This is a genomic window from Streptomyces sp. NPDC059679 (assembly GCF_042734105.1).
Classification (GTDB): Bacteria; Actinomycetota; Actinomycetes; order Streptomycetales; family Streptomycetaceae; genus Streptomyces.
On the sequence record NZ_JBHWES010000066.1, the window covers coordinates 1 to 22,032 of the forward strand.

Below are 22,032 nucleotides of genomic sequence, written 5' to 3' on the forward strand. Positions count from 1 at the left end.
CCCCACACCCTCAGCCCACCCCGTACCATCCGCACCCACCCCAAACGCCTTGCACCGCCCATCCACCGACAACCCCCGCTGCCGCGCAAACTCCACGAAGGCACCAGGCGTCGCCATCACCGTCACCCCGCCGGCCAGCGCCATGGTGCACTCCCCGGCCCGCAACGCCTGACACGCCAGATGCAACGCCACCAGAGACGACGAACACGCCGTGTCCACCGACACCGCGGGGCCTTCCAGGCCGAAGGTGTAGGCGATACGGCCCGAGGCGACGCTGCCGGAGTTTCCGGTGAGGACATAGCCCTCGACCTCGGCCATGGTGTCTTGCAGCCGGGGGCCGTAGTCCGTCGGCATCACACCGGCGAAGACTCCGGTCCGGCTCCGCCGCACCGACGAGGGGTCGATTCCCGCGTGTTCGAAAACCTCCCAGGAGGTCTCCAGCAGCAGCCGCTGCTGCGGATCCATCGCCAGCGCCTCGCGTGGGCCGATGCCGAAGAATCCCGCGTCGAACTTGCCCGCGTCGTGGAGGAAGCCCCCGTGGCGGGTGTACGTGGTGCCCGGCCGGTCCTGGTCCTGGGGGGCGTAGAGGCGGTCGAGGTCCCAGCCGCGGTCGGTGGGGAATCCGCTCATGGCATCGGTGCCCGAGGCGACCAGATCCCACAGGCCCTCGGCCGACCGCACACCCCCCGGATACCGACAGGCCATGCCGATGATCGCGATGGCCTCATCCGCCCCCGTCGCCGCCTTGCTCGGAGCAGGAGCCGCAGCCAGGGTGGCCGTATCGGCGCCGCCGAGGAGTCCGTCCAGCAGGTGCTGGGCGAGAGCAGCAGGAGTGGGGTGGTCGAAGACGAGGGTGGCGGGGAGCCGCAAACCCGTCGCCTCCTTGAGGCGGTTGCGGAGTTCCACGGCGGTGAGGGAGTCGAAGCCGAGGTCGCGGAAGGCCGCCTCGGGGGCGATGGCGTCGGGGCTCGGGTGGCCGAGGACCGTGGCGGCGTGGCCGCGGACGAGGGTGAGCAGGGCCTCGTGCTGTGCGGCGGGGTCGAGCCCGGCCAGCCGGGTACGGAGGGCGGAGCGGCCGTCGGGGGTCGAGGGACGTGGCCGGTGGCCGGTGGTGGGGCGTACCAGGGCTTGGAACAGGGGAGGGGCGGTGGTGCCCCGTAGCGCCTTGGTGTCGATTCGGGCCGGGAGCAGCAGCGGTGGCCCGCCGACGAGGGCGTCGTCGAACAGCGCCAGGGCCTCGTCCGTGGCCAGTGGCCGGAGGCCGACGCGGGCCATGCGGGTGCGGTCGGCCTGGTCGAGGTGGCCGGTCATTCCGCTGGCCTCCTCCCACAGCCCCCACGCCAGGGACACGGCGGGGAGTCCCATCGCCCGGCGCTGGAAGGCGAGCGCGTCGAGAAAGGCGTTGGCGGCGGCGTAGTTGCCCTGCCCCGGCGAGCCCAGGACGCCCGCGGCGGACGAGAACAGCACGAACGCGGCCAGATCCAGCCGGCGGGTCAGCTCGTGCAGATGCCAGGCGGCATCGGCCTTCGCGGGCAGAACGGAGTCGAGGTGGCGCGCGGTGAGGGAGCCGAGAGTGGCGTCGTCGAGTGTGCCCGCGGCGTGGACGATGGCGGTCAGCGGGTGTTCGGCGGGGATCTGCCTGAGCAGTTCGGCGAGTGCGGCGTGGTCGCCGACGTCGCAGCTGACGACGGCCGCCGTCGCCCCCAACTCGTCGATTTCAGCGATGAGTTCGATTGCGCCTGGCGCATTGCGGCCACGGCGGCTGATCAGCAGCAGATGCCGTGCTCGGCCGGTGGCGGCGAGGTGGCGGGCGAGTGCGGCGCCGAGGGTGCCGGTGCCGCCGGTGATGAGGACGGTGCCGTCGGGGTCGGGGGTGCGGTCCAGCGTGAGCACGTTCTTTCCGACGGTGCGGCCCTGCTGGAGTTGGCGGAAGGCAGCCCTGGCCTGCCGGATGTCCCAGCAGGTGAGCGGCAGCGGGGTCAGCACGCCCTCGTCGAACAGCCGCAGCACGGTGCGCAGGATCTCCCCGATGCGCTCGGGTCCGGCCTCCATCAGGTCGTACGCCCGGTAGGCGACACCGGGGTACGCCCGCGCCACCTCTTCCGGGTCGCGGAGGTCGGTCTTGCCCATCTCCAGGAACCGGCCGCCGTCGCCGGACACCAGGCGCAGCGAGGCGTCGACGTACTCATGGGCCAGGGAGTTGAGGACGACGTCGATGTTCCGGCCGGTGAACCGGCTCTCGAAGTCGAGGGTGCGGGACGAGGCGATGTGCTCCGGGGGGATGCCGTGGGCGCGGAGGGTGTCCCATTTGCCGGGGCTCGCCGTGGCGTAGACCTCGGCGCCCAGGTGGCGGGCCAGTCGGACGGCGGCCAGTCCCACTCCGCCGGCCGCGGCGTGCACCAGTACGGACTCGCCCGGGCGCAGTCCCGCCAGGTCGACCAGCCCGTAGTAGGCGGTGGCGAACACGACGGGGACGGCGGCGGCCTGGGCGAAGGTCCAGTGGTCGGGGACGCGGATCACGGTGGCCCGGTCGGCGACCGCGAACGGGCCGAAGGCGTCCGCGAACACGCCCATCACCCGGTCCCCGGGCGCCAGGTCGGTCACTTCCGGCCCGACTTCGAGCACCACCCCGGCGCCTTCGCTGCCCAGCCCTCGCTGTCCGGGGACCATCCCGAGTGCCACCAGGACATCGCGGAAGTTCAGCCCGGCCGCACGCACCTCGATCCGTACCTGACGCGGACCCAGCGGGTCGGTGTCGGCCGAGGACGTCACTGGCGTCAGCCCCTGGAGCGTGCCCGCCTCGACGCAGTCGAGCCGCCAGCCGCCGCTCCCCTGTGGCGGCGTGAGCAGGGCGTCCCCCTCGGTGTCGGCTCGAACCAGCCGGGCCACGTGCGGCTGGCCGGCCCGGATGGCCACCTGCGGTTCTCCCAGGGCGACCGCCCGTGGCAGCGCCGCCCACGACTCCTCGACCGGGTCCAGGTCCACCAGGAGGATGCGGTCGGGCTCCTCGGCCTGCGTGGATCGCACCAGTCCGCAGATCGCCGCGCCCGCCAGGTCCGTGACTCCCTCAGCCGACCCGGTGGCCACCGCGCCGCAGGTGACCAGCACCAGCCGCGCGCCGGCCGGCCGCGCTTCGCCGAGCCATCCCTGAAGCAGGTCCAGCGCTTGTCCGGTACGGATACGGGTACGGGTGTGTGCGTCGGCTGCCTTCGTGTCGTCGAGCCCGGCGGCGGCCGGAGGGCAGCCCACGAACACCAGGTCCGGGGGCGGATCGCCCGCGTCCAGGGCCGCCGTCAGTCCGGCGAGGTCCGGGTACCGCCGTACGGGCTCCGCTGCCGCCGTCTCCAACGCGGCGGCCCATCCTGGAATGGCGGGACCGAGCACGGCGCACCGCCCGAGGGCCGTCGTCGGTGGCTCGGACGCGGCGGTCCAGTCCAGGGCGTAGAGGGTGTCGCCCGCTTGGCCGCCGAGGGCTCGCAGATCCTCCAGTGCCACCGGTCGCAGGGTGAGCGATTCGGCCGAGGCCACCGGCGCGCCCGTCTCGTCGGCCACATCCAAGGCCACCGCGTCCGGCCCTTGTGGCCGCAGCCGTACGCGCAGCGTCGGCGTGCCCGGGGTCCGCAGACTGACGCCGCGCCAGGTGAAGGGCAGCAGGCCGTCTCCCGGTGCGCTCTCCTCCTGCCGACCGCTGTCGAGCGCCAGCGGGTGGAGCGCGGCGTCGAACAGGGCGGGGTGGAGGCGGAAACGTGGCGCGTCGGCGGCCACCTGGTCGGGGAGCCGCACCTCGGCGTAGGTCTCCTCGCCGTGCCGCCAGACGGCGCGCAGCCCCTGGAAGGCCGGGCCGTAGCCGAAGCCGGCAGCGTCCAGCGTGTCGTAGAGGCCGCCGATGTCCACGGGCTCCGCACCCGGCGGAGGCCACGCCGCAGCCAAACGCCCGGCGCCGTCGGTGTTGTCGGCGCCGTCGGTGTCGTCGGCTGCGCTCTCGGCCGCCAGCGTGCCGGTCGCATGCCGTGTCCATGCGCCTTGGGCCGCCCCCTCCCGCGCGGGGTCGTCGTCGCGCTGCGCGTAGACGCTCAGTACGCGACGGCCGGTCTCGTCCGGTGCGCCGACGGCCACCTGGAGCGCCACGCCGCCGGTGTCGGGGAGGACGAGCGGAGCGTGCAGGGTGAGCTCTTCCAACTGGGGGCAGCCGAGGTGTTCGCCGACGTGTACGGCCAGTTCCACGTACGCGGTGCCCGGCAGCAGGACGGTACCGGCGACCGCGTGGTCGGTGAGCCAGGGGTGGGTGTGCGGGGCGAGCCGGCCGGTGAGCAGATATCCGTCGCCCTCGGCGAGCCCGACGGCCGCGCCGAGCAGTGGGTGTCCGATCGGGGCCAGCCCGGCGGCCGTCACGTCCCCGGTGCTCGCCGGAGCGTCCAGCCAGTAGCGGCGGCGCTGGAAGGCGTAGGTGGGCAGGTCGGCATGGCTCGCCTCGGGGGCAACCGCCCCGTAGTGGCGGTCCCAGGCCACGGGCAGGCCATGAATATGGGCGCGTGCCAGCGAGGTCAGGATGCGGTGGGCGTCGTCCTCGCCGCGGCGCAGGGAGCCGACGACGGTGGCCGCGGCGCCGTCGGCCTCGGTGGTGTCCTCGATGGCGAGGCTGAGGGTGGGGTGCGGGCCGACCTCGACATACGTCCGGTACTCGGCGGCGCCGAGGGCGCGGACCGCCTCGGCGAAACGTACGGGCCGGCGCAGATTGCGGTACCAGTACCGGGCGTCGAGTCCCATGGTGTCGGCCCACTGGTTGTCCACGGTGGAGTAGTAGGGGATGTCGGCGGCCCGTGGGGCGATCCCCCGCAACAGGCCCAACAGCTCCTGCTCCACCGTTTCGATATGCGGGCAGTGGGAGGCGTAGTCGACCGGGATCCGCTTCGCGTCGACGCCTTGGTCCCGGTAGTGTTCCAGCGCCTCCGCCAGGGATCCCGCGTCGCCGGAGATCACCGTGGCCGTGGGGGCATTGACGGCGGCCACCCAGAGCCGGTCCGGCCAGGTGGTCCGCAGCAGCTCGGTGACCTCGTCCGCCGGCAGTGGTACGGAGGCCATGCCACCCGAACCACGCAGGGTCTGCAGGGCCCGGCTGCGCAGGGCGACAACCTTCGCGGCGTCGTCGAGGGTCAGCGCGCCGCAGATGTGGGCGGCGGCGATCTCGCCCTGGGAGTGGCCGAGTACGGCGTCCGGTTCGACGCCGTACGAGCGCCACAGTTGTGCCAGCGACACCATCACCGAGAACAGCATCGGCTGGACGACATCGGCCCGCTCCCACACCGGGTCCCCGGGGTTCCGGCGCAGAACGTCCAGCAGCGACCAGTCGGCATACGGTGCCAACGCCGCCTCGCACTCCGCCATCCGCTCGGCGAAGAAGGACGAGGTCTCCAGCAGCCGCAGCCCCATGCCGACCCACTGGCCGCCCTGTCCCGGGAAGACGAACACCACACCCGCACCGGCCCCGGCCGCCGCCGCGCCCCGTACGACCGAGCCGTCGGCCGGCCCCTCCCCCGTCAGGGTGTCCAGCCCGCGCAGCAGGGTTTCCCGGTCGGAGCCGAGGACGACGGCGCGGTGGGCGAGGTCCGAGCGGCCGAAGACCAGGGTGTGCCCGATGTCGGCGGGGTGCAGCCGCTCGTCGGCCGCCACGAAGCGGCGCAGCTCCCCGGCCTGGGCCCGCAGCGCCTCGGCCGTCGCGCCCGACAGGGGCCAGGGCAGCGGCCCCGCCACGGCATGGCCGGGGGCGCCCTGCGGCGCGGGAGCGTCGTCGGCTTCCGTCCGCGACGCGGCTTCCACCTGCGACGCGGCTTCCACCTGCGACGCGGCTTCCGTCTGCGGCGCCATCTGCGACACCGTTTCGAGGATCACATGGGCGTTGGTGCCGCTCACCCCGAAGGAGGACACCGCGGCGCGGCGGGGCCGGTCGCACTCCGGCCAGGTGACCGGCTCGGTCAGCAGCCGTACCGCGCCCGAGTCCCAGTCGATGTGCGGCGACGGGTCGTCCGCGTGCAATGTGCGCGGCAGCGTCCCGCTCCGCATGGCCATCACCATCTTGATGATCCCGCCCACGCCCGCGGCCGCCTGCGCATGGCCGACGTTGGACTTCATCGACCCGAGCCACAGCGGCCGGTCCGCGGGCCGCTCCTGACCGTAGGTCGCCAGCAACGCCTGCGCCTCGATCGGATCACCCAGCCGCGTCCCCGTCCCATGCCCCTCCACCGCGTCGACCTCGGACGCGGACACCCCGGCGCTCGCCAGCGCCTGCCGGATGACCCGCTGCTGCGCGGGGCCGTTGGGGGCGGTGAGGCCGTTGCTCGCGCCGTCCTGGTTGACCGCGCTGCCCCGGACCACCGCCAGCGCCCGGTGGCCGAGCCGCTGTGCGTCCGCGAGCCGTTCCACCAGCAGCATTCCGGCGCCTTCTGCCCAGCCGGTGCCGTCCGCCCCCGCCCCGTACGCCTTGCATCGGCCGTCCGCCGCGAGCGCGCGCTGCCGGGAGTACTCGACGAACAGGCTGGGGGTGGACATCACCGTCACCCCGCCCGCCAGGGCGAGTGAGCACTCGCCGGCCCGCAGCGCCTGGCAGGCCAGGTGCAGGGCGACCAGTGAGGAGGAGCAGGCGGTGTCCACGGTCACGGCAGGGCCTTCGAGGCCGAGGGTGTAGGCGACCCGGCCGGATGCCACGCCGCCGCCGCTGCCGTTGCCGACATAGCCCTCGAAGCCTTCGGGGACGGTGTGCAGCCGGGAGCCGTAGTCGTGGTACATCACGCCGGCGAAGACCCCGGTGCGGCTGCCGCGCACCGAGGCCGGGTCGATCCCGGCCCGCTCGAACGCCTCCCAGGAGATCTCCAGCAGCAGGCGCTGCTGCGGGTCCATCGCCAGCGCCTCACGCGGGCTGATCCCGAAGAAACCGGGGTCGAACTCCCCTGCCTGGTACAGGAATCCGCCGCGCTGGGTGTACGAGGTGCCGGCCCGCTCCGGGTCGGGGTCGTACAGCCGCTCCACGTCCCAGCCCCGGTCCTCGGGGAAGGTGCCGATGGCGTCCCGGCCGGCGGCCACCAGCTCCCACAGGTCCTCCGGCGATGCCACCCCGCCCGGATAGCGGCAGGCCATGCCGATGATGGCGATGGGTTCCCGCGCCGCTGTGGTGAGCCCGTGGATCTGTTCCCTCAGCCGCTCGTTGGTCTTGAGGGACGCCCGCAGCGCCTCGATCACCTTGTCGTGGCCAGCGGCCATCGGCATCTCCAACCTGTGGACCTCCGTGGCATCACGGATGGTGTGTTCGGACGGCTCGTCAGAGCGAGGACAGCTCTCTGCGGTCCGTCGCCGGTGTCCCCACCGGACCGATCAGACTCTTCGGCAGTTGCTGGCGGCGGCTGATGCGCAGCTTGCGGTACACGCGCGTCAGATGCTGTTCGACCGTGCTCATCGTCACGCACAGCTGTAGCGCTATCTCACGGTTCGAATTGCCGTTCGCGGCGAGGATGGCCACCCGCATTTCCGACTCGCTCAGCCCCGCCCCCTGGTCACGGCCGGGGAGGTCAGGACGGTCCCCGCCGCACATCGCCTGCCAGGGCAGAATGGCGTCGCACAGCGCCTTGGCGCCGCACTCCTCGGCCATCCGCCACGCCCTGCGCCGTACGTTGTTGGCCCGGACCGACTCGCCGATGCTCCGGTAGGCGGCCCCCAGGTCGGCCAGCGCCCGGGCGAGTTCGAGCCGGTCCCCGCACCGCTGCAGCACCTCGACTGACTGGGTGAGCAGATGCGGGCGCTCCGGCGCGGCGGCGACCCGGGCCCGGAGTCTGAGCGAGACGCCCCGGGTGTGCGGGTCGCTCCACAGGTGGGCGCAGGACAGCTGTTCCGTGATCATCCGCGCCGCCCTGGCGCGCTCGCCGAGGCGCAGGAACGCCTGGGCGGTGTCGGTGCGCCAGGGCAGCACGGCGGGGTGGTCCAGGCCCCAGCGCTGTGCCATACGGCCGGCGGCCAGGAAGTCGCCGAGTGCGGCGCGGCAGTGGTCGGTGGCCAGGTGGTAGTGGCCGCGGGCGCGCAGATACGCCAGGCCGTACACGCTCTGGAACAGCGCGCCCGGCACCGGGTGGTGCAGCACACGGGTCGCGTCGTCGTACCGGCCCATGGCGGTGTACGCGTGGACCTGGCAGGCGAGCGGACCTCCGACGAGCACACTGCCACCGCGGCCGGGCAGGCAGGCCAGGGCCTGCCGGGCGCACTCCTCGGCGTCCGTGAGCACGCCCTTGCGCAGGGCGATCTCGGCGAGGATGGCAAGGAACTCCGCCCGCCAGCCGGGCGAGCGCCGGGCCGTCGCCTCCTTGAGCAGCCGGTGGCACCACTCATCGGCATCAGCCGTACGACCGGCCCGCAGCAGGGTCCGTACGGCGTTGGCCACCACCGCCAGCGTGCCGTCCAGCAGCGGGCAGGCGCGCAGCCGCCGTTCGGCCTCGTCCGCCGCGGCCTCGCTGGTGCCGGGGCCGGGGATGCCCCAGACGGCGGCGGCCGCGCCGGGGCCGGGAGTCTCGTCCCAGGGCTCGCGGGGGGCGGCGGTGTCGGACGAGGGGCGCGGACGGCTCTCGTCGGGGGCGACGGGCCAGGGGCAGGGGTGCACCACCGACGGCCGCACCGCGCCCGGGTCCGTGTCCGGGCCCGCGTCCGTGCCCGGAGCCGCGTCCGAGCCGGGGCCGCCGTCGGGGTCCTTGCGGGGGTCGTTGCCGGGGTGGCCGGCCGTCTGCAGCCGGGCCCGTGCCCAGCCCGCCTCCTCCAGTCGGCCACAGCTGATCAGCAGCCGTACGAGCAGGGCCGCGTCACTGCCCGTCGGCGCGCCGGTGTGCAGGTCCGCGAGCGTGTCGCCGAGGTGGTGTTCGGCTGCGGAGGGGTTGACCCGCCAGGTGGCGGCGGCGAGCGCGATCCGGGTCGCGGCCCGCTGGGGCGGCTCCTGGCAGGCGCGGCAAGCGAGGTCCAGATACCGGATCGCCGCGGGCGCGTCGTCGTCGACCAGAGCCTGGGTGGCGGCGTCACGCAGCACGGCGACCGCCCAGGAGGGGACCGCGGGCTGGGCGGCCAGCAGATGGTCGGCGACCTCAGTGGCCCGGGCGCCCTGTTCGTGCAGCAGCAGGGCGCTGCGCTCGTGCAGCGACCGCCGGTCGGCGGCGTCCAGATGGTCCAGAGCGGCCGCCACGACGACCGGGTGCCGGTAGCGATGTGAATCCGTCAATCCGCTGAGCTCCAGTACCTGGAGGGCGCGGTCGACCGCCGTCGTGTCCAGTCCGAGCAGTCGGCTCAGCAGCGCGGGTGTGGCGGACGGCCCGAGTACGGCCAGTGCGCCGGCGACGTCCCGGATGGGCGTCCCGGTGCGGGCCAGGCAGGCCACTACCGCCTGGTGGAAGGGTCCCCCGGCGGTGGGCCGCGGCACCCGGCCACCGGTGTCCGGCACCGCCCACCGATCCTGCAGCAGGGCCCGCAGCAACAGCGGATTGCCGCCGGTCAGTGCGTAGCACTCGGTGCCGAGGCGGCCGTCCACCGGCTGGTTGCCGAGCGTTTCTGCCAGCCTGGCCACGCCTTCGGGGCCGAGCGGGTCGAGCGTGATGCGCCGGAAGCCGGGGTGGCGCAGCAGTTCGGCGCCGAGCAGCGGATCGCCGCCCCGACCGTACGGGCGCTCCGTGCTGTACGGGCACTCCGTGCCGCCGTACGGGCTGTCCATGCCGTACGGGCTATCCGTGGCGATCAGCAGGATCCTGGCCATGCGGGCGTGGTGGGCGATATGCAGCAGCTGCCGGAGCGACGCCTGGTCCACGTGGTGCAGATCGTCGACCGCGATCACCAGCGGTGCGGACGCGGAGAGCGCGCACAGCGCCCCGCACAGCCGCTCCACCGCCCGGGGCCCGTCCTGTGCCGGGGCGAGTCGCAGCCGCTCGCGGGTCCGGTCCGGCAGCGCCGGGTGCTCGGCCAGCCGTCGTACGAGGCCGAGCGGGGTGCCGCTGTCGCCAGGCAGACCGGGCGCGTCGAGGACCACGGCACCGGATTCGGCCGCGATCCCCACGAACCGCTTCAGGAATTCGCTCTTGCCGCACCCCGGCCCGCCCTCGGCGACCAGCAGCCGGAAATCGCCTGCCGCACACGCAAGGAGCGTCGCCTCCGCCAGCTCTATGTGAGCGCTCCGGTCAATGAGCATGGCCCTCCAGGACTGCTGTCACGGATCATGACTGGTTCCGGACCGCAGTGTGTGCGGGTTCGCTCGAGTCCCGGCGGAGTCACCCTCGTACGTCGGCGGAGCGCCACCCGCCGCCCTCCGCCGGGCCGGGCGAATACGCCCAGGCATGCAGCAATGGAATAAGCGGCCCCATGCCACTTATTACCGAGATCAACTTGTGGCTCACATCACAGGCCGCATTTCCGCATCGCCATGGAATGATGCCACGGTGTTCGCCTCAGGGTTTTGGTCAGCCGTAACGGGGGGAGACAAAAATGCCGAAGATGATTGTCATCGGACATAGGGACGGTCTCGACCAGGCGCTGCAGCGCCGAGGCTTGGAACCTTTCTATATCGTGCAGGCGCCGGTGAACACGCCGGTGGGTCGGCGGTTCAAGCGTGTCACCGACATGGAGAACGCCCAGGAAATATTGCGGGCAGTGCTCTCCGCTCGCCTCGATGATGTGGCAGGGGTGCTGACCGTACATGAGATGGGCGTATTCGGGGCAGCCTATGTGCGGCAACAGATGAGCCTCCCCGGGAATACGGACTCAGCCGCGACTCTCTACTTCCGGGACAAATATCTCCAGAAGAGCAAGTTGTCGCCCCAGATCAAGCGAGCACGCTGCCGATACGCCTCCAGGGATACTTCGTTCGCGGATCTCGCCGGCGAGCTCGGGGATACGTTTGTGATCAAGCCGGCGACCGGTGCCGGCGCCCTCCGCACGAACATCATCCGCTCACCGGAGGAGTATGCGCGGGCCTTGAAGCTGTTCTCGGGCCAGTCAGATGTCGAGATCGTCGCCGAGTCCTTCATCGACGCCCCGGAAGTCTATATTGACGGCATCTGGAAGAACGGCGACCTCCGGTGGTCATCCATCAGCAGTAACCACATTTCACCGCTCAGCGCCGTACAGGGCGGCGTCCTGGCCGCGCACGTACTGGACAGAAGGCAGCATTCAGCACTCTTCCAGCAAGCAGAGACCCTTGCCAGGCAGGCGCTCACCGACCTGAACCCGCCCGATTGCGTCTTCCATCTGGAAGCATTCACGGAAAAATCGGGACTGACTTTCGGCGAGTGCGCCATCCGCCTCCCCGGGGCACTGTCCCCCCAGGTCAATAAATTGACATTCGGTGTCGATCTCTTTGATATCGAGATCAGCCTGGCACTTGGGGAGGAAGTGGCCGAAACGCTGGACAGCGGTGCACCGGAGCGCTTCTACGGGTACCTACTTCTACGTCGCCCCAAAGGGGGAAACCTGACCCAGAAGGATTTCGAGCGCAACTTCCTCTTCGACGAGATCCAATATTCGCCCGACGCACCGGCCGGACCATATGGCCGCGTGGGACAGGCCATCGTCTCCGACCCGGACGAGTTGAAACTGCACCAAACGATGGACGACATCGTGCGATTCAACGAGGCCGGCGGCGCGTAGAAGGCGTACGTCTGGCTGACGACGGCCGATGATGATCCGCACCGCAGGCCGCCCGGCTCGACGCGTGAGCGGCCCCGCGCGGAGTTGACTGCCGAGGCGTCGAGAGTTGTCCTGGAATCACCTATTGCCGAACGTCAATAGGGAGCGGAAGTGTCCGGGAGCCCAGCGGCTGAGACGGGCGGTCGACGCCATGGGGCCGCCGTGCCGGAGCGCGACACCTCGGTGCGGGCCGAGGCGGTCGGTCGGGTCGTGGCGGGCGAGCCGCGGCTGTCGGCGCCGCTGCCCGAAGATCTGGAAGTCGTCCAGCTGGCCACGCTCGGCCTGGGGAATCGCAGCTACTTGATCTCGGATGGCACGGTCGCGGTCGCGGTGGACCCTCAGCGTGACATCGAGCGGATCACCGCCGTGCTCGACTCGCGGGCGTGGCGGCTCGGCGCGGTGGTGGAGACCCATGTGCACAACGACTACGTCACGGGCGGTCTGGAACTGGCCCGTCACTTGGACGCGGTCTACGTGGTGCCGACCGGTCCCGAGCTGGGCTTCGACGCCGTACGGACGGGCGACGGGGACGAGATCCCGGCCGGGGACTTGAGCATCCAGGTGATCGCCACGCCCGGGCACACCGACCATCATCTGGCGTATGCGTTCGCGCTCCGCGGTGGCGTGCCGCGGCTCGTATGCACCGGAGGGTCGGTGCTGTACGGGACGACCGGGCGCACCGATCTGATGGGGGCGGAGGCGGCCGAGCCGCTGGCCCGTCGGCAGTACCGGTCGGCCCGCCATCTGGCCGAGGTGCTGCCCGATGACACCGTGGTCCTGCCGACCCATGGCTTCGGGAGCTTCTGTGCGGCGGCGACGGCCGGCGCGGTCGAGCGCTCGACGATCGGCCACGAACGTGCCACCAATCCCGTCTTCACGCTGGACGAGGACGCCTTCGTCTCCAGTGCCCTGTCCGGCCTCGAGCCCTACCCCGCGTACTACCGCCGGATGGCCACGATCAATGCCACCGGGCCGACACCCCTGGCCGACCTCGGCGCGCCCCGCTCCGCCGACCTGACCGAGCTGGCCGACCGTGTGGCGGCCGGGGAGTGGGTGGTGGATGTACGGCCGCGAGCGGAATTCGCGCACACCCATCTGCGGGGCACCGTGAACATCGACTCGTGCGGGGCCCTCGCCACCTATCTGGGCTGGCTGGTGCCGTTCGACGCCCCGCTCACCTTGCTGGCGACCGACGACGAACAGCTGGAAGCCGTCAGGACGGAGCTCCTGCGGATCGGCTTCGACCATCCCGCGGCCGTCGCCACCGGAAACCCGCTGGAATGGGCGGGCCCCCGGTGGCTGACCTCCTACCCGCGCGCGGACTTCACCACCCTGGCCGCCGCCCTGGCCGGGCGGACCATGGAAATCCTGGACGTCAGGAACGGCGGCGAATGGCGGCGCGGACATCTGCCCGGCGCCCGGCACCTACCGCTGCCCGAACTGCCCCACACCCTTCCGGCCCTGCCGGACACCGAGATCTGGGTGCACTGTCACAGCGGCTTTCGGGCCGCGATCGCGGCCTCCCTGCTGGCCGCCGCGGGCCGTCAGGTCGTACTCGTCGACGACGCATTCGAACACGCCGGGTCCATGACGGGCCCGTGACACGAGGGCGATAGGTCCCCCTGCTCGAAGGGGTGGACCTCGACGAGGTTCCAGCCGTCGGCGAGGTCGTCGGCCAAGCGGCGGGAGAAGAAGTGCACCGCGAAGCCGCCGTGCTCGAAGGTGTCGCCCTCATGAGCGACCAGCGCCGTAATGGGCGTCGCCGGTGTGCCGCACGGTGTACACGAACACCCCGTCGGCGCGGAGGACGCGGCGCACCTCGCCCACCAGCGCGTGGATCTCCTCGGTCGCCCGGACGGCGAGGCCCTCCGCGTGCGAAATACAGCGCGTCACGGCCGTGTCCGGCGCCGGGCTCCAGCACATCGCCCGCTCCGGCCGCATGGAAGACGGTGGCCGCGTGAACGGCGGGGCCGAGGGCTCTTGGCCGTACATGCCGGGGTGGCCGGCGTAGGTGTGTTCCCAGTGGCCGCCGAGCCGGGACCGCCCGCACGCGGTCCCGGCCCGAGGGGCGGGTCGGGTCAGCCGGTGCCGGCCGTGGCTTCGGATTCGGGCCGGAGGCGGACGGCGGTGGCCGGGCTCGCGGTGCGGGTGACGGCGGAGACGGCGGCCATCGTCACGATGTTGAGGACGAGGGCGATGACACCTACGTTGAGGTCCTTCACCGCCTGGGGCAGCCCCGGCAGCAGGCTGCCCACCGTGACGCCGGAGAGGGTGACGACGGCGACCGTGGTGACGCCGACGACGATGCCCGCGGCCGCTCCCTGTTTGGTGACGATCTGCCGTGCCGCGAGGCTCGCCAGCAGGGCGGGGAAGAGCTGGGTGACCAGCGCGTAGCCCATGAGCAGCAGCGAGACGATCGAGCTGCCGCCGTTGAAGGTGAAGTAGAGGGCGATCAGGGCGAGGGCGGGCACGAGCAACTGGGCGAGACGGCCGATGTGCTTATCGCTGGTGTGGGGCCGGGCGAGGCGGTAGACGTTCTTCGCCAGGCAGGTCGCGGAGGTCATGAGCAGCAGGGACCCGGGGACCAGCGCGGTGAGCAGTCCGGCGCCACCGACGATGCCGACGAACCACGAGGGGAAGGTGGCGGTGGTGATGCGCAGCAGGGAGAGGTCCGCGTCGGCACCCTTGAGGCCGGGCACGACCAGGATGGCGGTGAAGCCGACGAAGAAGACGAAGAGCAGGATGAGTTGGTAGAGCGGCATGAAGATGGCGTTGCGGCGGAAGACACGCTCGTTCTGGGCGCTGTACGAGGCGCTGAAGGTGTGCGGCCACATATAGAAGCCGACCGCCGACAGCAGCACGGTGGATGCGAACCACGATGTGCTCATGCCGCTCGAGGGCAGGGTGAGGGTGTTGGGGTGGGCCTGGTCCACTGCCCGGAACATCTCGCCGATGCCGCCGTAGTAGTGCATCGGCAGGTAGATGCCCAGAATCAGCACGACCGCGAGGATCGCGACGTCCTTGAGCACCGAGGTCCAGGCCGAGCCGTGGATGCCGGAGATGGTCACGTACAGGGTCAGCGCCACCGTGCCGATCACAATGGCCCAGTGGGAGGAGATACGGCCGTCGGAGGAGACGGACACGATGATCCCCAGCCCCTTCAGCTGCAGCACGAGGTAGGGCACCATCGCGACGACTCCGACGAGGGCCACCAGCGCGCCGAGCAGCGGGCTGTTGTATTTGGCGACGAAGAAGTCGGACTGCGAGATCAGCCGGTGCTGCTTGGCGTAGCGCCATACGGCCGGCAGCAGCCAGTACGACAGTACGTAGGCCAGTGAGGCGTAACAGAGGATGTAGTAGGCGGGTGCGCCCTTGCCGTAGGCCCATCCCGAGGCGCCCAGGAAGGTGAAGGTCGTGTAGATCTCGCCGGCCAGCAGCAGGAAGACGAAGACCGTCCCGAAGCCGCGGCCGCCCACCGACCACTGTTCGAGATCCATGTCCCTGCCGCGGCGGGCGCGCAGGCCCAGACCCAGGGCCGCGAGGAGGAAGACGAAGATGACGGCGAGGGCGATCATGAGCTCTGCTCCTCCCGGTTCGCCGGGTCCAGACGGTAGATGACGGCCATGGTTGCCGAGATCAGCACGACCCACATGACCAGCCAGAAGAGGATGAACGGCATACCGAGGACATAGGGCGTCACCCGGTTCGCGAAGAAGATCCCGCCGAGGATCCCGATGAACGGGATCGCGCCGAGCAGATGGATGGGTTTCACGTCGAGAACCTCCTGGGCCGGGCCGTACACCGCTGATGGGGCGAGGCCGTCTGGGGTGGGTGGCACGTCTCGCGCGGCGCCGCCGGGACGCCACGCATGGCCATGCCTTGCCAACACATGCCTTGCCAACAGAGGAGACGAGGCAGGCTTTTCATCATGCGGAAACAATTTTTCAGTTGGCAGATGTATAGGTCCGCCTCAAGGACCTGTCAAGGGTTTTCGCCGCCACCGAGGGGGGTTGTTATTCCGCGATGCAGAAAATAATATCCGCATCGCAGAAGCCACCCGTCTCCCGAAGGAGATCCCCATGGCACGCATGTTCCTCAGTGGTCAGGCGATGGAGGGCGGCCCCTTCCATCACCACCTGCGCGGAGCCCCGCTCGTGGCGCGGACCCGTACCGCTTCCGGCTACCGCTTCTTCTCGATCCGGGACACCTGCCCCGGGCTGCTGCCCGACCCCGGCGTCGACACCGCGATGGACGGCGAGGTCTACGACGTCCCCGATGAGGTGCTGCGCGACCATCTGCTGCCCTCCGAACCGCCTGAGCTGGAGTTCGGCATCATCCGGCTCCAGGACGGTTCGTCGTCCTTCTCGATGGTTCTTCGCCGTGGCGAGCTGGAGAAGGGCGTCCACCAGGAGATCACCGCCTTCGGCGGCTGGCGCCCGTACCTCAAGACCCTCGGCCGGGAGAACTGATGAAGCACCGACTTCCCTGCACCGTCAACGCGTCGATCCTCTTCACCGAACTGCCGCTGCTGGAGCGTCCGGCCGCCGCGAAGGCCGCCGGGTTCGACTCGGTCGAGTTCTGGTGGCCCTACGCGACGGCGGTGCCGACGGATGCGGAGGTCGACACCTTCGTCCGGGCGGTGCGCGATGCCGGTGTCCGGCTGACAGGGCTGAACTTCTTCGCCGGGGACATGGCCGGGGGCGACCGTGGACTGGTGTCCTGGCCGGCCCGGGTGGCGGAGTTCCGCGACAACATCGATGTCACCGTGGCGATCGGTGAGCAACTGGGCTGCCGGTCGTTCAACGCCCTGTACGGAAACCGGCTCGACGGCGTCGCCCCGGCGGAGCAGGACGACCTCGCGGTGGAGAATCTGGCGCTGGCGGCCAAGGCCGTCGAGCGCATCGGCGGCACGGTCCTGGTGGAGCCGGTCAGTGGTGCCCCCGCGTATCCGCTGCGCACCGCCACGGACGCGCTCGCCGTCATCGACCGGGTGGCGGCCGAATCCGGCAGCCGCAACCTCCGCCTCCTGGCCGACCTCTACCACCTCGCCGTCAACGGAGACGACGTGGCCGGTGTCATCGCCGCCCACGCCGACCGCATCGGACACGTACAGATCGCGGACGCGCCGGGGCGGGGAGCGCCCGGTACGGGAGGGCTGGACCTCGACGGGCAGCTGGCCGACCTCCAGACCGCGGGCTACACCGGCTGGGTGGGTCTGGAGTACAAGTCCGAGGGCCCGAGCGCGGACAGCTTCGACTGGCTCCCGCGCGAACGGCGCGGCAGCGAACGCCACGCCTGACCGGGATCGGGACACCCGCGTCCACACGGACAACGCCAACTACCCGAACAACCCCGACCAGCCGGACAACGCGGACCATCCAGCCAACCCCGACCACACACCCATGACACGAAGGAACCTACGATGAGTGCCACTTCCCGGAAGATCGCCTTCATCGGCCTGGGCATCATGGGCGGCCCGATGGCCGCCAACCTGGTACGGGCCGGACACACCGTCACCGGATACAACCGCAGCCGCGCGGCCATCGACACCCTGGTCGCGGCCGGTGGCCGGGGCGCCGACAGCATCGCCGAGTCGGTGTCCGACGCCGACGTCGTGATCACCATGGTCCCCGCCGATCAGCAGGTGAAGGAGGTCTTCCTCGGCGAGGGCGGCGTCCTGGAACACGCCGCGCCCGGCACCCTGCTGATCGACATGAGCAGCATCACCCCGCAGACCTCGCTGGAGGTGGCGGCAGCCGCGCGGGACAAGGGCCTGCGTACGCTCGACGCCCCGGTGTCCGGCGGCGAGGCGGGCGCCATCGAGGGCGTGCTGTCCATCATGGTCGGCGGCGATCCGGACGACTTCACCGACGCCGGGCCGGTGTTCGAGGCGCTGGGCACCACCATCGTGCATGTGGGCCCGCACGGGGCCGGGCAGACGGTCAAGGCCGCCAACCAGCTGATGGTCGCCATCCACCTCCAGGCGCTGGCCGAGGCCGTGGTGTTCCTGGAGAACGCCGGAGTCGACCTGGAGGCGGCGCTGGAAGTCCTCGGCGGCGGCCTCGCCGGCTCCACCGTCCTGGCCCGCAAGCGGGACGCGGTGCTGGGCCGTGATTTCAAGCCCGGCTTCCGGATCGACCTGCACCACAAGGACATGGGCATCGTCACCGACGCCGCACGCGCGGTGGGTGCGCCGCTGCCCGTGGGCGCCGTGGTCGCCCAGCTGGTCGCCTCGGCACGTGCCTGCGGCGACGGCGGCCTTGACCACTCCGCGCTGCTGCGCGGGGTCGAGCGGCTGGCCGGCCGCGACCCGCGCTGAGCCCGCACCGGCACAACCCACGCCTCTTCGATGTACCGACTTCGATGTACCGACCGACAGGAGCATCCTCATGGCCCGTATGACCGCGGCCCAGGCGGCGGTGGAGATCCTCAAGCGTGAGGGCACCACCCATGTCTTCGGCCTGCCCGGTGCGGCGATCAATCCGTTCTACTCCGCGATGCGTATGAACGGTGGCCTGACCCATGTCCTCGCCCGGCATGTGGAGGGCGCCTCACACATGGCCGAGGGCTACACCCGCGCCAGGGCCGGGAACATCGGGGTCTGCGTGGGCACCAGCGGCCCCGCGGGCACCGACATGATCACCGGGCTGTACTCGGCCAGCGCCGATTCGATCCCGATCCTGTGCATCACCGGCCAGGCGCCGGTGGCCAAGCTGCACAAGGAGGACTTCCAGGCCGTCGACATCGCCTCGATCGCGGCGCCGCTGACCAAGATGGCGATGACCGTCCTCGAACCCGCCCAGGTGCCCGGCGCGTTCCAGCAGGCATTCCACCTCATGCGCTCGGGTCGGCCCGGGCCGGTACTGATCGATCTGCCCATCGACGTCCAGATGGCCGAGATCGAGTTCGACCCGGAGACGTACGAGCCGCTGCCGGTGTACAAGCCGTCGGCCACCCGAGCACAGATCGACAAGGCCATCGCACTGCTCCAGGCCGCCGAGCGGCCGCTGATCGTCGCCGGGGGCGGGGTCATCAACGCCGACGCGAGCGCGCTGCTGGTGGAGTTCGCCCAGCTGACCGGGGTGCCGGTGGTGCCCACACTGATGGGCTGGGGCAGCATCCCCGACGACCACCCCCTCATGGCGGGCATGGTCGGTCTGCAGACCTCGCACCGCTACGGCAACGCCACGCTTCTGGAGTCCGACTTCGTCCTCGGCATCGGCAACCGCTGGGCCAACCGCCACACCGGCGGCCTGGACACGTACACCCGGGGCCGCACCTTCGTCCACGTCGACATCGAACCCACCCAGATCGGCCGGGTCTTCGCCCCGCACCTGGGCATCGTCTCGGACGCCAAACCCGCGCTGGAACTGTTCGTCCAGGCGGCGAGGGAGCTGAGGGCCGCCGGAGCCCTCAGGGACCGCGGCGACTGGGCCGACAGCTGTCGGCAGCGCAAGGGCACCCTGCTCCGCAGGACCCACTTCGATCAGGTGCCGGTCAAGCCGCAGCGGGTCTACGAGGAGATGAACAGGGCCTTCGGGCCCGATACGCGCTACGTCTCCACGATCGGGCTCTCCCAGATCCAGGCCGCGCAGCTGCTCCATGTCTACCGCCCCCGGCACTGGATCAACGCCGGCCAGGCCGGGCCGCTTGGCTGGACCGTGCCGGCCGCCCTGGGGGTCGCGACGGCCGAGCCGGACGCCACCGTCGTCGCCCTCTCCGGCGACTACGACTTCCAGTTCATGATCGAGGAGCTGGCCGTCGGCGCCCAGTTCCGCGTTCCCTACCTCCATGTGGTGGTCAACAACGCCTACCTCGGCCTGATCCGGCAGGCCCAGCGCGGCTTCGACATGGACTACTGCGTCCAGCTGTCCTTCGACAACATCAACGCCCCCGAGGTGGGCGGCTACGGCGTCGACCACGTCAAGGTCGCCGAAGGACTGGGGTGCAAGGCCATCCGCGTCTTCGAGCCCGACCGCATCGCGCCCGCTCTGGAAGAGGCCAAGAAGCTGATGGCCGAGCACCGGGTGCCGGTGGTCGTCGAGGTCATCCTCGAACGCGTCACCAACGTCTCGATGGGCACCGAACTGGACAACATCACCGAGTTCGAGGAGCTGGCCACCAGCCCCGGCCACGCCCCGACGGCGCTCCGCACGGCCCTGGGGTGACCCTCGGGTGGCCCTGAGTCCTCGGGTTCCTCAGGCGCCGCTGCCGAACACCGCCGACTCCGCGGTCCATGCGGCAGCCTGCTCGCTGAGGGAGAGGCCGAGTCCCGCGCGGTTCGGGATGATCATGCGGCCGTCCTTGAGTTCAAGGCGCTCGTTGAACATCGGCTCGAGCCATTCGAAGTGCTCAACCCACGCCGTACGCGGATAGGCCGCGGACAGATGGACGTGGATCTCCATCACGAAGTGCGGTGCGAGACCCCGGCCCTTGTGGTCGGCGAGCGCCGCGATCCGGAGGAACGGGGTGATGCCGCCCACCCGGGGCGCGTCGGGCTGGACGAAGTCGGACGATCCCGCCTCGATGAGCACCGCGTGTTCGCCCACGCTGGTCAGCATCTCGCCGGTGGCGATGGGGGTGTCGAGTGTGGCCGCGAGGGCGGCGTGTCCCTCGGCGTCGTATGCGTCGAGCGGTTCCTCGATCCAGGTGAGGTTGAAGTTCTCCAGAACACGGCCGACCCGGGTCGCCGTGATCCGGTCCCACTGCTGATTGGCGTCGACCATCAGCGGGACGTCGTCGCCGAGGTGTTCCCGCACGGCCTCGACGCGCTTGAGGTCGATCGACGGGTCCGGGGAGCCGACCTTGAGCTTGATACCGCCCACGCCACGGGCCCGGGCCAGGTCGATGTTCTCCAGCACCTCCTTGATCGGCATCGACAGATAGCCGCCGCTGGTGTTGTAGACGTCCACCGAGTCACGGTGTGCGCCCAGCAGTTTGGCGAGCGGCAGACCCGCCCGCCGGGCCTTGAGGTCCCACAGAGCGATGTCGAGGGCCGCGATGCCCTGGACGGCCACACCGCTGCGACCCATGGACGCGCCGCCCACACCAGCTTGCTCCACAGCCTGCCGGTGTCGCTCGGGTCCTCGCCGATCAGCTCGGGGGCGGTCTCCTTGGCGTGGGCGTAGATGGCGGCCCCGCCGGCGCGCTTGGAGTAGCTGAAGCCCAGACCCTCGTGGCCGCCTTCGGTCCTGATCTCGGCGAAGAGGAAGGCGATTTCGGTGAGCGGCTTCTGGCGGCCGGTCAATACCTTGGCGTCGCTGATGGGCGCGTGAAGGGGCAGATTGACGAGGGAGAGGCGGATCGACTGGATACGGTCGGTGGTCGCCACGCCCGGGGCGGACGCCCAGGGCTTGAAGACGACCGACTCGCTGGGGGCGATGCTCATGGGGTGCTCCTTGTTACCTGGCTTGATGCCTGCGTTGATGCCTGCCGCATTGATGCTCGATACGCGAGCGAGGGTGGAACGGCGGTGGGACGGTCCGGTGCGCCCTACTCCCCCGCCGCCCGCACCGGGTTGACGAGGCGGCCGATGCCCTCCACCTCCGACATCACCGTGTCCCCGGGACTCAGGGCACGCGGCGGGTCCATGAAGTCACCGCATCCCGAGGGGGTGCCGGTGAGGATCACATCGCCGGGCCGGAGCGTGAAGAAGCGGCTGAGGTAGGCGATGAGCGAGCGGACCGAGAAGAGCATGTCGGCGGTGGTGCCGTCCTGCACCTTCTCTCCGTTGACCCACGTCCGTACGGCGAGCGCCTGCGGATCCTTGATCTCGTCGGCCGTGACGACGGCGGGGCCGAGCGGGCAGAAGGTGTCTAGTCCCTTGCCGCGCACCCACTGGCCGTCGTCGGCTTGGAGGTCGCGGGCCATACGTCGTTGGCGACGGTGTAGCCGAACACGACGTCGAGCGCCTTGTCCTCGGGGATGTCGCGGGCCTCGGCGCCGATGACGACCGCGAGTTCGGTTCACCAGTCGACGCGCCGGGTGACCGCGGCGTCGACGACGATGGCCTCGCCGGTGCCGATGGCGCTCGAGGAGAGTTTGGTGAAGGGATACGGCGCCTTGGGGCGCGGCCAGCCCATCTCGGTGATGGTGTCGAGGTAGTTGAGGCCGATACCGAAGATCGTGCCGGGCCGGTGGGGCAGTACGGGCACGATCTCGTCGGCGGTCAGCGATGCGCCACCGGCCGGGACGGGGGCGCCGGCGATCATGTCCTCCAGGCGGAGGCGGCCGGGGGCGAGGCGCCATGTGTCGCCGGGCCCTTCGGCGATGGGCGAGCAGGAACATGGCCACCATGGCGAAGACCCACGGCACGGAGGAGAGCAGGCCCACGGTGAC

14 protein-coding genes and 1 pseudogene are annotated in these 22,032 nt (G+C 71.0%); 6 read left to right on the top strand and 9 right to left on the bottom strand.

Annotated elements, in window-relative coordinates; genetic code table 11:
* The coding region (locus ACFV2X_RS43920) for an SDR family NAD(P)-dependent oxidoreductase (protein ID WP_385627199.1) at positions 1-7,254 on the bottom strand (7,254 nt) is incomplete at its 3' end.
* Positions 7,255-7,312: 58 nt separating this feature from the next.
* Positions 7,313-10,201, bottom strand: coding sequence for a LuxR C-terminal-related transcriptional regulator (locus tag ACFV2X_RS43925; protein WP_385627201.1), 2,889 nt, complete (start codon positions 10,199-10,201; stop codon positions 7,313-7,315).
* Between the two features lie 293 nt (positions 10,202-10,494).
* On the opposite strand from ACFV2X_RS43925, the gene ACFV2X_RS43930 reads away from it, so the two are divergent.
* Both ACFV2X_RS43930 and ACFV2X_RS43935 read left to right on the top strand, forming a co-directional pair.
* Positions 10,495-11,655 (top strand): acetyl-CoA carboxylase biotin carboxylase subunit family protein, encoded by a 1,161-nt coding sequence (locus ACFV2X_RS43930; RefSeq protein ID WP_385627202.1) that lies wholly within the window; start codon positions 10,495-10,497, stop codon positions 11,653-11,655.
* Positions 11,656-11,856: 201 nt separating this feature from the next.
* Complete coding sequence (locus tag ACFV2X_RS43935) at positions 11,857-13,296, top strand: rhodanese-like domain-containing protein (RefSeq protein WP_385627203.1); 1,440 nt, start codon at positions 11,857-11,859, stop codon at positions 13,294-13,296.
* Positions 13,297-13,425: 129 nt separating this feature from the next.
* Here the strand turns inward: ACFV2X_RS43935 and ACFV2X_RS43940 are convergent, their stop codons facing one another.
* The 3 genes from ACFV2X_RS43940 to ACFV2X_RS43950 form a co-directional block, all read right to left on the bottom strand.
* On the bottom strand, positions 13,426-13,617 hold the full coding sequence (locus ACFV2X_RS43940; protein ID WP_385627205.1) for a hypothetical protein: 192 nt from the start codon (positions 13,615-13,617) through the stop codon (positions 13,426-13,428).
* A gap of 155 nt (positions 13,618-13,772) precedes the next feature.
* Positions 13,773-15,269, bottom strand: a complete 1,497-nt coding sequence (locus ACFV2X_RS43945) for a sodium:solute symporter (RefSeq protein WP_385627206.1) — start codon at positions 15,267-15,269, stop codon at positions 13,773-13,775.
* Positions 15,266-15,466: a DUF3311 domain-containing protein gene (locus tag ACFV2X_RS43950; RefSeq protein WP_089511843.1), complete on the bottom strand. Its 201-nt coding sequence runs from the start codon at positions 15,464-15,466 to the stop codon at positions 15,266-15,268. The genes ACFV2X_RS43945 and ACFV2X_RS43950 overlap by 4 nt, the downstream gene beginning before the upstream one ends.
* Positions 15,467-15,773: 307 nt before the next feature.
* On the opposite strand from ACFV2X_RS43950, the gene ACFV2X_RS43955 reads away from it, so the two are divergent.
* From ACFV2X_RS43955 to gcl, 4 genes and pseudogenes are all read left to right on the top strand, one after another.
* On the top strand, positions 15,774-16,163 hold the full coding sequence (locus ACFV2X_RS43955; protein ID WP_385627208.1) for a gamma-glutamylcyclotransferase: 390 nt from the start codon (positions 15,774-15,776) through the stop codon (positions 16,161-16,163).
* Positions 16,163-16,993 carry a hydroxypyruvate isomerase family protein gene (locus tag ACFV2X_RS43960; RefSeq protein WP_385627209.1) on the top strand — a complete coding sequence of 277 codons (831 nt, stop codon included), beginning with the start codon at positions 16,163-16,165 and terminating at the stop codon, positions 16,991-16,993. The genes ACFV2X_RS43955 and ACFV2X_RS43960 overlap by 1 nt, the downstream gene beginning before the upstream one ends.
* Positions 16,994-17,113: 120 nt before the next feature.
* Positions 17,114-18,013, top strand: a pseudogene (locus tag ACFV2X_RS43965) (2-hydroxy-3-oxopropionate reductase); the annotation flags it as partial.
* A gap of 70 nt (positions 18,014-18,083) precedes the next feature.
* A complete protein-coding gene (gene gcl / locus ACFV2X_RS43970; RefSeq protein ID WP_385627211.1) occupies positions 18,084-19,862 on the top strand; it encodes a glyoxylate carboligase in 1,779 nt (592 codons plus the stop codon).
* 30 nt (positions 19,863-19,892) lie between these two features.
* Here gcl and ACFV2X_RS43975 read toward each other — a convergent pair whose 3' ends face one another.
* The 4 genes from ACFV2X_RS43975 to ACFV2X_RS43990 form a co-directional block, all read right to left on the bottom strand.
* Positions 19,893-20,741 carry a mandelate racemase/muconate lactonizing enzyme family protein gene (locus tag ACFV2X_RS43975; protein WP_385627213.1) on the bottom strand — a complete coding sequence of 283 codons (849 nt, stop codon included), beginning with the start codon at positions 20,739-20,741 and terminating at the stop codon, positions 19,893-19,895.
* 445 nt (positions 20,742-21,186) lie between these two features.
* Complete coding sequence (locus ACFV2X_RS43980; protein WP_385627215.1) at positions 21,187-21,564, bottom strand: fumarylacetoacetate hydrolase family protein; 378 nt, start codon at positions 21,562-21,564, stop codon at positions 21,187-21,189.
* Positions 21,510-21,641: a hypothetical protein gene (locus ACFV2X_RS43985; protein WP_385627282.1), complete on the bottom strand. Its 132-nt coding sequence runs from the start codon at positions 21,639-21,641 to the stop codon at positions 21,510-21,512. Before ACFV2X_RS43985 ends, ACFV2X_RS43980 begins: the two co-directional genes overlap by 55 nt.
* A gap of 18 nt (positions 21,642-21,659) precedes the next feature.
* Positions 21,660-21,905, bottom strand: coding sequence for a hypothetical protein (locus ACFV2X_RS43990; protein WP_385627217.1), 246 nt, complete (start codon positions 21,903-21,905; stop codon positions 21,660-21,662).
* Between the last annotated feature and the right edge of the window lie 127 nt (positions 21,906-22,032).